The sequence below is a fragment of the Methylorubrum populi genome (assembly GCF_002355515.1).
GTDB lineage: Bacteria > Pseudomonadota > Alphaproteobacteria > Rhizobiales > Beijerinckiaceae > Methylobacterium > Methylobacterium populi_A.
The window spans coordinates 4,173,913-4,186,330 of sequence record NZ_AP014809.1 but is presented as its reverse complement, the minus strand read 5'-3'; the positions used below and the strand labels follow the sequence as shown (position 1 = coordinate 4,186,330).

Annotated in this window: 10 protein-coding genes and 1 other annotated feature; of the genes, 9 read left to right on the top strand and 1 reads right to left on the bottom strand. The window is 70.0% G+C overall.

Annotation, left to right across the window (positions count from 1 at the left end; translation table 11 throughout):
- The first annotated feature begins 168 nt into the window (after window positions 1–168).
- The 9 genes from lptF (at window position 169) to MPPM_RS19425 (ending at window position 11,369) form a co-directional block, all read left to right on the top strand.
- Entirely contained in the window at window positions 169–1,338 is a 1,170-nt protein-coding gene (lptF, locus tag MPPM_RS19465; protein ID WP_096486472.1) for an LPS export ABC transporter permease LptF, read from the top strand.
- 10 nt (window positions 1,339–1,348) lie between these two features.
- Entirely contained in the window at window positions 1,349–2,437 is a 1,089-nt protein-coding gene (lptG, locus tag MPPM_RS19460; protein WP_096486471.1) for an LPS export ABC transporter permease LptG, read from the top strand.
- A gap of 33 nt (window positions 2,438–2,470) precedes the next feature.
- Window positions 2,471–5,113, top strand: a complete 2,643-nt coding sequence (locus tag MPPM_RS19455) for an LPS-assembly protein LptD (RefSeq protein ID WP_096486470.1) — start codon at window positions 2,471–2,473, stop codon at window positions 5,111–5,113.
- Between the two features lie 217 nt (window positions 5,114–5,330).
- Window positions 5,331–5,807: a tellurite resistance TerB family protein gene (locus MPPM_RS19450; protein ID WP_096486469.1), complete on the top strand. Its 477-nt coding sequence runs from the start codon at window positions 5,331–5,333 to the stop codon at window positions 5,805–5,807.
- Window positions 5,808–5,933: 126 nt separating this feature from the next.
- Window positions 5,934–6,320, top strand: coding sequence for a CidA/LrgA family protein (locus MPPM_RS19445; RefSeq protein ID WP_096486468.1), 387 nt, complete (start codon window positions 5,934–5,936; stop codon window positions 6,318–6,320).
- On the top strand, window positions 6,317–7,033 hold the full coding sequence (locus MPPM_RS19440) for an LrgB family protein (protein WP_096486467.1): 717 nt from the start codon (window positions 6,317–6,319) through the stop codon (window positions 7,031–7,033). The genes MPPM_RS19445 and MPPM_RS19440 overlap by 4 nt, the downstream gene beginning before the upstream one ends.
- 257 nt (window positions 7,034–7,290) lie before the next feature.
- Window positions 7,291–8,445: an adenylate/guanylate cyclase domain-containing protein gene (locus MPPM_RS19435; RefSeq protein ID WP_096487935.1), complete on the top strand. Its 1,155-nt coding sequence runs from the start codon at window positions 7,291–7,293 to the stop codon at window positions 8,443–8,445.
- 61 nt (window positions 8,446–8,506) lie between these two features.
- Window positions 8,507–8,562, top strand: a sequence feature (sul1 is cis-regulatory element that is thought to sense ions involved in sulfur or methionine metabolism; They are found in Alphaproteobacteria).
- A 67-nt stretch (window positions 8,563–8,629) separates the two neighbouring features.
- Window positions 8,630–10,108: a SulP family inorganic anion transporter gene (locus MPPM_RS19430; RefSeq protein WP_096486466.1), complete on the top strand. Its 1,479-nt coding sequence runs from the start codon at window positions 8,630–8,632 to the stop codon at window positions 10,106–10,108.
- A gap of 169 nt (window positions 10,109–10,277) precedes the next feature.
- Window positions 10,278–11,369 (top strand): alpha/beta fold hydrolase, encoded by a 1,092-nt coding sequence (locus MPPM_RS19425; protein ID WP_096486465.1) that lies wholly within the window; start codon window positions 10,278–10,280, stop codon window positions 11,367–11,369.
- A gap of 215 nt (window positions 11,370–11,584) precedes the next feature.
- Here MPPM_RS19425 and MPPM_RS19420 read toward each other — a convergent pair whose 3' ends face one another.
- Entirely contained in the window at window positions 11,585–12,340 is a 756-nt protein-coding gene (locus MPPM_RS19420) for an SDR family NAD(P)-dependent oxidoreductase (protein WP_096487934.1), read from the bottom strand.
- Window positions 12,341–12,418 lie beyond the last annotated feature (78 nt).

The window sequence follows — 12,418 nt, the reverse complement described above, 5'->3', positions numbered from 1 at the left end:
TCCCGTCGCATGCTCGCCTGCGCCGCGAAACGGCCTCAATCCGGGCGCCCCGAGAGGCTTCGTTCGAGGATCGTTTACGGGACAGCTTGGCCTGATCGCCGCGACCGGCGAGAATGCGCGGCGCCGTGAGCTGTGGCGAGGAAGGGGTTCGAGGGGCGGAAGGCGCGGATGACGCAGATCGAGCGCTATATATTCAGGATCGCGCTCGGGGCCTTCCTCACCTGCCTGATCGGCCTCACCGGCACGATCTGGGTGACGCAGGCCCTGCGCGAACTCGACCTCGTCACGGCCAAGGGGCAGACGCTCCTCGTCTTCCTGTTCATCACCGCCCTGTCGCTGCCGACCCTGATCACGGTGATCGCGCCGGTCGCGCTGTTCATCGCCTGCGTCTACGCGCTGAACAAGCTCAACGGCGATTCTGAGCTCATCGTGATGTCGGCCGCCGGCATGCCGCCGCGCCAGCTGCTGCGGCCCTTCGCGACGCTCGCGCTCGCCGTCAGCCTCGTCGTCGCCTTCCTGACGATCCAGGTGATGCCCTCCTCGTTCCAGGAGCTGCGCGACGTGCTGACCCGGGTGCGCGGCGACTTCGTCGCCAACGTGGTCAAGGAGGGCCAGTTCACCGCGCTCGACAACGGCATCACCTTCCATTTCCGCGAGCGCGGCGCCGACGGCTCGCTCCAGGGCCTGTTCATCCAGGACAAGCGCGAGGCCGGCAAGGCGGTGGTCTACCTCGCCGAGCGCGGGCGCGTGACCGAGGTCGACGGGCAGACCTACCTCGTCCTCGAGAAGGGGAGCATCCACCGCCAGCAGAAGGACAGCCGCGATTCCTCGATCGTGAGCTACGAGCGCTACGCCGTCGATCTCGCCGCCTTCACGCCCCCGGACGCGGAGACGGTCTACAAGCCGCGCGAGCGCTCGACCCTCGCCCTGCTCTTCCCCGATACCGGCGAGGGCTATTACCGCCTGCAGAAGGGCCGCTTCCGGGCCGAACTCCACGACCGGCTCTCCGCTTGGCTCTACCCCCTGGCGCTCGCCTTCATCGCGTTCGCCGCGCTCGGCGACCCGCGCACCACGCGCCAGGGCCGTGGCTTCGCCGTGGCCGGGGCGGTGCTCGGCGTCGTGGGCTTGCGCATCGCGGGCTTCGCCGCGAGCAGCGCCGCCGTGCGCAGCCCCGGCGCGGTTGTGGCGATCTACGCCGCGCCGCTCGGGGCGATCGCCCTTTCCTGCCTCGTGATCTTCGGCGGCGCCCGGGTGCGGGCCTTGAACGAGGGGCTCGGCCGGTTCGGGCGGCGGCTCGCGGGGGCCGTGCGGCGGCGCCCCCTGGCCGGGCGCGCCTGAGGCCACCGCGATGCTGATCGGCGCGACCCTCGGCCGCTACTTCGCGTGGCGCTTCGTGCGCACCATCCTCGGCGTGTTCCTCACCGTCTTCGCCCTGGTCTACACCCTCGACTTCGTCGAGCTGCTGCGGCGCGCGGGCGACGCGGAGGGCGCCTCGCCCGGTCTGATGGCGCAGCTCGCCCTCTACCGCACGCCCGCGGTCGCCGAGAGCGTGCTGCCCTTCGCGGTGCTGTTCGGCTCCATGGCCGCCCTGCTCCAGCTCTCGCGCAAGCTCGAACTCGTGGTGGCGCGGGCCGCCGGCATCTCGGCGTGGCAGTTCCTCCAGCCCGGCGCCTTCGTGGCGCTGGCGATCGGCGCCCTGGCGATCGGCGCCTACAACCCGCTCTCCGCGGCGCTCAAGCAGCGCTCCAGCGAGATCGAGGCGAAGATCTTCGCCAAATCGACCAAGGCCGGCACCGGCAAGGACCTGTGGCTGCGCCAGCGCAGCGTGGACGGGCAGGCGATCATCCGCGCCGAGACGGCGGTCGAGGGCACGACGACGCTCGCCGGCGTCACCGTCTTCCAGTTCGACGACGCGGGCATCTTCACCGCGCAGGTCGAGGCGGCGCGGGCGACCCTGCACGACGGCTGGTGGGAGTTGCGCGATGTGCGCGTTCTCACGCGCGATGAACCGCCCGAGAGCCACGAGGTCTACCTCGTCGCCTCGACGCTCGATCCGAGCCAGATCCGCCAGCGCTTCACACCCCCGGAATCTGTGCCCTTCTGGCAACTTCCCGAGACCATCGCGCGCCACGAGCGGGCCGGCCTGGATGCCACGCGCTACCGCCTCCAGTACGATGTGCTGCTGGCAACGCCCCTGCTCTACCTCGCGATGGTCCTCGTGGCGGCAACGGTTTCCTTAAGGTTCTTCCGCTTTGGTGGCGTCGGGAAACTCGTGCTCGGCGGGGTGAGCGCCGGCTTCGTTCTCTACGTCGCGCGGCAGGTGATGGAGGGGCTGGGCGCGTCGGGGATGGTCGCGCCGACAGTGGCGGCATGGTTCCCGGCCGTGGTAGGGAGTTTGCTCGGTACGCTCACGCTTCTCTACCAGGAGGACGGCTGATGCGCGGTGCTCCGGGTGGGGACGGGTTCGGTTGTGGTCGTCGTGCAGGGGGCTGCACAGGGTTCGAGGGACGCGTTGCGTAAGGTCGCCGACATCGCGATCACGGTCTCCATGGCCGCACTGCTGACGGCAGCCTTCGGGCTCGCCGCGCCGCGCGCCCATGCCCAGGCCGGACTCGAAAGGCTCGCCGGCCCCAAGGACGGCAAGGGCAAGGACGGTCAGCCCCAGCGCCTGCTCGTCGAGGCCGACGAGCTGATCTACGACAACGACCGCAACACCGTGACCGCGCGGGGCAATGCCGAGCTGCATTACGGCGCCCGCACGCTCCAGGCCGACCGGGTGCGCTACGACCGCGGCACGAGCCGAGTCTTCGCGGAGGGCAATGTCCGCCTCACCGACGAGACCGGGGCCCTGGTCACCGGCGAGCGGATGGAGCTGACCGACGACTTCAAGAACGGCTTCGTCGACGCGCTGCGCATCCAGCAGACCGTCCAGCTCAAGGGCGAGACGGTGCGCACCCGCATCTCCGCCCCGCGGGCGGAGCGAATCGCGGGCGAGCAATCGAGCTTCGACTACGCCACCTACACCGCCTGCGAGCCGTGCAAGGACCATCCGGAGACGCCGCCGCTCTGGCAGATCAAGGCGGCCAAGATCATCCACAACAATGAGACCCACACCATCAGTTACGAGGATTCGACCCTCGAACTCGGTGGCATCCCGGTCGCCTACCTGCCCTATTTCGAGTCCGCCGACCCGACGGTGAAGCGCAAGACCGGCTTCCTGACGCCGCGCTTCATCACCTCGACGGCGATCGGCACCGGCGTGGCGACGCCGTTCTTCATCAACCTCGATCCGAGCTACGACCTGACGCTCTCGCCCGCCTTCGTCTCGCGCCAGGGCGTGCTGGGCCAGGCCGAGTTCCGCCAGCGGATCGACAACGGCAGCTACAATCTTCGCCTGTCGGGCATCTTCCAGACGACGCCCTCGGCCTTCCTCCCGGGACCGCTGGGGGCCGCCGACCGCGAGTTCCGCGGCTCGGTGGAGTCGCGCGGGCGCTTCTTCATCAACGAGCACTGGCGCACGGGCTGGGACCTCGTCGGCGTGACCGACAAGTGGTTCCTCGACAATTACCGCATCCGCAACCAGAACATCACCACCGATTATTTCCGCGAGGCGGTCTCGACCGCCTACCTGATCGGTCAGGGCGACCGCTCGTGGTTCGAGGCGCGCGGCTACTACTTCAAGGCCCTGTCGAGCTTCGACTGGCAGAAGGAGCAGCCGGTCGTCCTGCCGGTGATCGACTACGACAAGCGCATCGACGGGCCGCAGCCGATCGGCGGCGAGGTGCGGTTCGAGGCCAACGTCACCAGCCTCTCGCGCGAGGCGACCGACTTCCAGGGCATCCCGCGCACCGGCAGCTACCTGTTCGCCCCGAGCGTGAACGGCGTCAGCTACCCGCTCTACGAGACCTGCACCACCTTCGTGCGCGACCGCTGCATCGTGCGGGGCTTGGGCGGCGTCGACACGCGGCTCTCGGCCCAGGTCTCCTGGCGGCGCAGCTTCATCGACGATTTCGGGCAGGTCTTCACGCCGTTTACCTACCTGCGCACCGACGCCTTCTTCGTGAACCCGAGCCGCTCGGGCTTCCAGAACGCGCTGGTGAACAACATCACCACCGTCGACGAGGGCTTCTCCGGCCGCATCATGCCGGCGATCGGCCTCGACTATCGCTATCCCTTCGTCGCCGATTTCGGCGCGCTCGGCGTCCACACCCTGGAGCCGATCGCCCAGGTGATCGCCCGGCCCTCCGAGACCCGGATCGGTCGCCTGCCCAACGAGGACGCGCAGAGCCTCGTCTTCGACGACACCTCCCTGTTCGAGTGGGACAAGTTTTCGGGCTACGACCGGGTCGAGGGCGGCGTGCGGGCCAATCTCGGCGCGCAATACTCCGTCGTGACCCCGACCGGCTGGTACGCCAACCTGATGTTCGGCGAGTCGATCCAGATCGCCGGCGTGAACTCGTTCCGCCGCGGCGATCTCGCCAATGTCGGCCTCGATTCCGGCCTGGAGAACCGCCGCTCGGACTTCGTCAGCCGCTTCCAGCTCTCGCCGAACCAGAACATCAGCTTCATCGCCCGCGCCCGCTTCGACCAGCGCGACTTCGCGGTGAACCGGTTCGAGGCCGGCGTGACCGCGCGGTTCTCGCCGTTCCTGCCGCTCGAGACCTCGCTGTTCTACTCCACCTACGAGGCGCAGCCGGCCCTGGGCTTCCCGCATCGCCGCGAGGGCGTGACGGCGTCGGCCACCTACCGCATCACCCCGAACTGGTTCGTCACCGGCTCGGCGCTCGTCGACTTCACCCACTACCTCGACACGCGCGACACCTTCGCCGACTACTACACCGCCTACCTCGCCAACCCGGTCGGCCTGTCGCCGGTCTACAGCAATCCGGGCAAGGCCTACCTCTCCGGCATGAGCCTCGGCGGCGGCTATCAGGACGAGTGCACCACGGTCTCGCTCAACTACATCGTCTCGCCCATCGCCACCGCGATCGGCGTGCGCGAGCGCAATCAGACCGTGCTGCTGCGCCTGGAGCTGAAGACGCTCGGCGAGGCGGATCTGCGCCAGAACGTCAGCACCTCCGCCACCGCCGACGGCATCGCCACGGTCCGCTGACCGTTCGACCCGGCGGCCGGTGCAGCCGGGCCACGCCGGGCGCGAAACGAAGGCGCGGATCGCTTCCGGGCGGCGTCCGCGCTTGACCCGGCCCGGCCCGGTCCCGACCTTTGCGCCCGCAAGCGTCTCTCGCGAAACGCCCGCCGCGTCCCCGCGGCCGGGCAGGCGGCCGGTCACCGGAGGCCGCGCGAGGGCACAAGACCGGACGGGAACGGACATGGCCCTCCTCCAGCGGCTCCTCGCCTACGCCTCCTCGGCCTTCGGCCTGCCGGCCCCGGCCGAGACGGTGCCGGACGGCAGCGAGGAGCATCTCGCGGCGACCGCGCTCCTCGTCCACGTCGCCCGCGCCGACGGCGTGCTCGACCCGGCGGAATCCGAGCGGCTGGTGCGGCTGGTGCGCCGCCGCTACGCGGAGAGCGACGCGGAGGCGCAGGGCCTGATCGAGCGCGCCGCCACCTTCGAGGCGCAGACCCGCGACATGACGAGCCTGGTCGAACTGATCGGCAGCGACGGCAGCAGCCCGGAGGAGCGCGGGCGGCTGCTCGCCATGGCGTGGTCGGTGGCCGGCGCCGACGGCGACCTGCACGAGTTCGAGGAGGCGCTGGTCTGGCGCCTCGGCAAGCTGCTCGGCTTCGACGAGCCGGCGATCGCCGCCGCCCGCGACCGCGGCTTCCGCGAGCCCGCCGGCGCGTGATGATGAATCCGGATTTCGAAAAGGCGAGCCTTTTCGCGGGTCCAGGGCAGGGCCCTGGAAGATTGCCGGGGTTCCACCCTGGTGCCCCGCCAAAGGGATGATCCCTTCGGGATCCCGGACGTTGCAATGATCGTCAGCCTGACCCTGATCCTGCTCGCCCAGCTCCTCGGCGAGGTCGCCGCCCGCGCCGCCGGCCTGCCGGTGCCGGGGCCGGTGATCGGCATGGCGCTGCTTCTCGCCTTCCTGGTCCTGCGCGACCGGACGCAGCCGGCCTCGACCCGCTGGCTGCCGCCGCCGCTGGTCGATGGCGGGCTGGAGGGCACCGCCAAGGGGATGCTTGCGCATCTCTCGATCCTGTTCGTGCCGGCCGGCGTCGGCATCGTCGGCAAGCTCGACGTGCTGGCGAGCCACGGCCTCGCGCTCGCCCTGGTGCTCCTCGTCTCCGTGACCCTGACGCTGGCGGCGACCGTGCTCACCTTCGTCGCGGTTTCGCGGATGCTGGATCGCCGATGACCGGCGAGTTCGCCCTCTGGGTCTATCTGAGCCACACGCCGCTGCTGTGGCTCACCGTGACGCTGCTGGCCTACGCCGTGGCCGACCGCGCCTTTCAGGCGGCGGGGCGCCACCCGCTCGCCAATCCGGTGATCCACGCGATCTGGATGATCGGTCTCGTGCTGACGCTCACCGGCACGCCCTACCGGGCCTATTTCGAGGGCGCGCAGTTCGTGCACTTCCTGCTCGGGCCGGCCACGGTGGCGCTGGCCGTGCCGCTCTACGAGCGGCGGGCGACGGTGATGCGCGCGCTCCTGCCGATGCTCGCCGCCCTTCTGGTCGGCTGCGTCACGGCGATGACCTCGGCGCTCGTCTTCGCGCGGCTGGCCGGCATCCCCGACGACGTGCGGCTCGCCATGGCCCCGAAATCCGTGACCACGGGCGTCGCCATGGGCATCGTCGAAGCCCTCGGCGGCGACCCGACGCTGGCTGCCGTGCTTGTGATGCTGACCGGCATGGCCGGCGCGGTGATCGTCACGCCGCTGATGCGGATCCTGCGCATCGAGGACATGCGCGCCCGCGGCTTCGCGGCGGGGCTCGCCGCCCACGGTCTCGGCACCGCCCGCGCCTTCCAGGTCAGCGAGGTTGCCGGCACCTTCGCCGGCATCGCCATGGGGCTCAACGCCTTCCTGACCGCGATCCTGGTGCCGGTGGCGGTCAGCTTCCTGCGGTGAGGCATCCCGGCCGACCCCGAAGCGAGCGGGCGCACGGATGAGGCGGGTTCGAAGTGGTGGCTCTATCGACCGATGGTCCAACACGAATGAGGTGCGGAAATAATCCGCCTCGTGGTCCCGGTCCGGTTCTGCGTATTTTCAATCCGTGCGATGCCGCACGATGAGAGGGTGGAGGACATCGGAAAGTCTTCGCGGGTCACGCTGTCGCCGCGATTGCTTCTCTACTCCTTCGGCGGGTCCCGGAGCCGATGAAGACCATGTCGAACGGCACTCCGCTTTTCTGGATGATTATGGCCGCCGTCAGCGCCGCGTTCGGCGCGCTGCACGGTCTCCTGTTCGCCGATGGGCCGAAGCTCGCCGGTGTCCTCTACGGCACCGGTGTCGGGCTCCTGGTGATCGCCTACGAGCGCGGCCTCTTCCTCGCCGATTATAGCCGGCGCCTGCGGCAGCTGCCGACGCTTGCCTATTTCGCGGCCGCCGAGATCAGCCTGGTCCTCGTGATCGTGACCGCGATGTCGTTGACCGGCTCGATCGTCTGGGGGCTCGGCATCGCGGACAAGACCTTCCTGGAGGCCGTGACACCGAAGCTCCTCACGATCCCCTTCGCGCTGGCGGTGTCGGCGCTGATCGTCGCCGTTCTGCGCGTTCGTGACCTGATCGGCAGCGAGACGTTCACGAGCCTCATCCTCGGGCGCTACCACCGCCCGGTCAGCGAGGAGCGCGTGTTCCTCTTCCTCGATCTCGTCGGATCGACAACCTACGCGGAGAGGCACGGCGATCTCGCGGCGCAGGAGCTCCTGAAGGCCGTCTTCGCCGCGATCGCCGAGCCGGTGCGGCGCTACCGCGGGCAAATCGACGACTATGTCGGCGATCAGGTCATCGTCTCCTGGCCCCTCGCGCGGGGCATCGAGCGGGCGCGCTGCGTCGCCTGCGTCTTCGCGATCCGCCGGACCCTCGAGGCCGACCGGGACGGTTGGCTCGCGCGCTTCGGTCTCGTTCCCGAACTGCGCGCGGCCCTGCACGGCGGCAGCGTCGTGACGGCGGAGGTCGGCGTCGACCGGCACAAGATCGCCTATTTCGGCGACGTCATGAACGCGACCGCCCGGCTGGAGGGGCTGTGCCGGGAGACCGGGCGGAGCGTGCTGATCTCGGATGCCGTCCTGGCCCGGCTGCCCGCCCTCCCCGACGGGATCGAGGCCGAGGCGCTCGGAGGCTACCGCCTGCGCGGCCGCAGCGAGACGATGGCCGTGCACGCCCTGGCGGAGACGCGCGCGCCGGTCACGGCCGGCGCGTCGGACCGTCCTGCGGGCGCCGGAGCCGAGCGGAAGCCGGCGTCGCCGGACTTCGCACCACGGCCGAGGCGGCCGGAGGTGGAAGTGAGTGTGCCGAGTCGATCGGCAGCCACCGCCTGAGGCGCGGCCGGTCTTCCGTGTTGCGCTGCGATACCTGACGTTCTACAAGCCCGAATATTCGCCTGGACCCGGTGCAAGCCCGGGTGGCTCTTCCGGCCGCCGATCCGCCGGATCACGCATTCGAGACGCCTTTCTGGCTCCGCCGCCCGCGCGGTGCCGCGTCCCCCTGCGGAAATTTTCTCAGATGTCCCCTGCCCGACAAGCCGCCCGCGCGTGGTTCGCGAACCCGTGGGCCGACACCCTTTCCGGCATCGTCGTCGCCCTCGCCCTGATCCCGGAGGCGATCGGCTTCTCGGTCATCGCCGGGGTCGATCCCAAGGTCGGGCTCTACGCCTCCGTGGTGATCGCCTGCGTCATCGCCTTCGCTGGTGGGCGTCCGGCCATGATCTCGGCCGCCACCGCCGCCACCGCGGTGGTGATGGTCGATCTCGTGCGCGACCACGGCGTCCAGTATCTCTTCGCCGCCACCATCCTGATGGGCGTGTTCCAGATCCTCGCCGGGCTCGCCCGGCTCGGGCGGCTGATGCGCTTCGTCTCGCGCTCGGTGATGACCGGCTTCGTCAACGCGCTGGCGATCCTGATCTTTTTAGCGCAGCTGCCCGAACTCACCGGCGTGACCCCGGCCACCTACGGCCTGATCGCGCTGGGGCTCGCCATCATCTACGGCTTCCCGAGGCTCACCCGCGCGGTGCCCTCGCCGCTCGTCGCCATCGCCGTGCTCACCGCGCTGACCGCCTATCTCGGGCTCGACGTGCGCACCGTCGCCCATCTCGGTGCGCTGCCGACCACCCTGCCGAGCCTGGCCCTGCCGGAGGTGCCGCTGACCCTCGAGACCCTGCGCATCATCCTGCCCTACTCCGCGACGCTCGCGGCGGTCGGCCTGCTGGAGAGCCTGCTTACGGCGCAGATCGTCGACGACATGACTGATACCGGCAGCTCCAAGAACCGCGAATGCATGGGCCAGGGCGTGGCCAACATGAGCTCGGCCCTGTTCGGCGGCATGGGCGGCTGCGCCATGATCGGGCAATCGGTCATCAACGTCTCGTCCGGCGCCCGCGGCCGGCTCTCGACCCTGGTGGCGGGCGCCTTCCTCCTCGTGCTGCTGGTGCTGCTGCAGGATCTTCTCGCCATCGTGCCCGTGGCGGCGCTGACGGCGGTGATGATCATGGTCTCATTGAACACCTTCTCCTGGCGCTCGCTCGCGGAGCTGCGCAGCAATCCGCTGCCCTCCTCGGTGGTGATGCTCGCCACCGTCGCCGTGGTGGTCGCGACCCGGGATCTCGCCATCGGCGTGCTCGTCGGCGTCCTGCTCTCGGGCGTGTTCTTCGCCGGAAAGGTCGCGCGGATGAGCCGGATCGCCTCCGAGCTGTCGCCGGACGGGCGCACCCGCACCTACCGGGTCTCGGGCCAGGTGTTCTTCGCCTCGGCCGGCACCTTCGCCGAGGCGATCGACATCCGCGAGCCGGTGGAGCGCCTCGTCATCGACGTGCACGCGGCGCATTTCTGGGACATCTCGGCGGTGGGCGCCCTCGACCGCGTGGTGATGAAGGCCCGCGCCGCCGGCAAGGCGGTGGAGGTGGTGGGCCTCAACGAGGCCAGCGCCACCCTGGTCGAGCGCTTCGGCCAGCACGACAAGGCGGAGGCCTCGCTGCCGGCCCATTGAGGGGAAGGCATCCGCCGTTCTCCACGCGCCCTCCCCCACGGTTGTGCGCTGCGGCAGAAACTCGGTAGTGTCGGCGGGCGGCGCTTCGGTGCGTCGCGGTGAGGTGTCGCCCCGACGAGGCGGGACCAGCAACCCGGGGCTGGATCGGCCCGCTGCCCCGCGAGGCGCCGTGTTTCCCTTCGATCCTTCTCGTCAGACCCGGCGCCTCGTGCGCCGAAGCTTGAACCGCACGACGCGGCAGGTCACGCGGTCGATCAAGGCCGCCGCCGATGCGGCCAGCAAGGCCGTGACCCGATCGACCGAGCAGGCGATCCGCGAGACGCGCAAGGCGACGGCCCGATCCGTGAAGCGGACGGTCCGGCACACCGAGAAGGTGGTCGAGGCGGCCTTCGCCTCCTCCGGCCCCGAGACCGTCCGCCGGCCCCCCGGCCGGTTCGTGACCGTCGACGGCCTGCCCGTGCACGTGATCCTGCGCGGGCGCGGGCGTCCGGTGGTGCTCGTCCACGGCAACGGCACCATGGCCGAGGATTTTGCGATCTGCGGCCTGATCGACCGGCTGGCGGCGCGCTACCGGGTCATCGCGATCGACCGCCCCGGCTTCGGCTATACCGCCCGCCCCCGCCACCGCCTCTGGACGGCTCAAGCCCAGGCCGTGCTCCTGCACCGGGTGCTGGAACAGCTCGCCGTCGAGCGGCCCCTCGTGGTCGGGCATTCCTGGGGCACGATCGTCGCGCTGGCGCTTGCCGCCGACGGGCGGCGGACCCTGCGCGGGCTCGTGCTGCTCTCGGGCTCCTACTTTCCGGGACATCGAGCCGACGCGGCCCTGATCGCCCCGCTTGCCATACCGGGCCTCGGCGACGCGGCCCGCGCACTGGTGCCCGCGAAGATGAGCGCGGCGCTCACCGAGCAGTCGTTCCGGCCCGTGTTCTGGCCGCAGGCCGTGCCGGCCCGGTTCAAGGCGCGCTTCCCCGTCGAGATCGCGGCGGCGGCGACGCAGGCGCGGGCGGTCTCGGAGGACGCCGCCTCGATGAACGCGGCCGTCACCGGGCTCCAGCGCCGCTACGGGGGTTTGACGCTGCCGGTCTCGATCCTGGCCGGGGACGCGGACGCCATCGTCAAGGCCGGCGAGCACTCGGTGCGGCTGCACACGACGATCCCCGGCAGCACCCTGCGGCTCCTGCCCGGCATCGGCCACATGACGCACTATGCCGCGCGGCTAAAGGTCGAGCGCGCGATCGACGATCTGATGAAGCTCCGATAGGTGCGGCCCCAGGCGCCCGATCCGGCCCTGTCGCGCCCCGGATCGCCGGGCGCCGAGACTTGCCATCGTCGCGGGGCGCACGGTGGCCGATCAGAGCCTCCGGTCATCGAGGAGTGATATGTCACCGCGCTTGCTGGAAGGTCCGTGTTGGGTGGAGTGTGGACCGCCGGCTCCGAGGCTGTGATGCTCCAGAGCCGACCTTGGTTGCCGCCCGCTCAGATCTGCGCTTGACCACCATCGACGAAGAACTCCACGCCGTTGACGAAGCTCGCCTCGTCCGACGCCAGGAAGAGGGCCGCCTTCGCGATCTCCTCCGGCTCACCCACACGCCCGAGCGGGATGCGTGAGCCCAGGAAGTCGAGGAGGCCCTGCTGTTTCTCCGCATCCGTGCCGGCAAGACCAACGAGGCCGGGCGTGCGCGTCGCGCCGGGGCTCACGACATTAACCCGGATGCGGCGCTCCTTCAGGTCGAGGATCCAGGTGCGAGCGAAGTTGCGCACCGCCGCTTTGCTGGCCGAGTAGACGCTGAAGGCTGGCGTCCCTTCGCTGCCGGCGGTCGAGCCCGTCAGGACGACCGCGCTGCCATCCTTGAGAAGCGGAAGGGCCTTCTGGACCGTGAACAGCGTGCCCTTCACGTTGGTGTCGAACGTGCTGTCGAACTGCTCCTCGGTGATGGCGCCCAGCGGAGCGAACTCGCCACCGCCTGCGTTCACGACCACCACGTCGATGTGCGCATGCTTCTGCTGGACCGCGTCGTAGAGGCGGTCGATGTCGGCGAGCAGTGCCATGTCGCCCCGGACGCCGGTGACGCGCCCGCCGATACGCTTGGCCGCGGCGTCGAGCGCTTCCTGCCGGCGACCGGTGATGAACACCGACGCGCCCTCCTCCGAGAAGGCCTTCGCCATCGCCAGACCGATGCCGCTGGTGGCGCCGGTCACCACCACCACCTTGTTTTCGAAACGCTTCGTCATCGTCATTCTCCATCGTTCGGCTTTGCCCGCCGCTGATGAGAGAGATGCTTCGAGAACGATGATGCGAGTAGAAGGCAA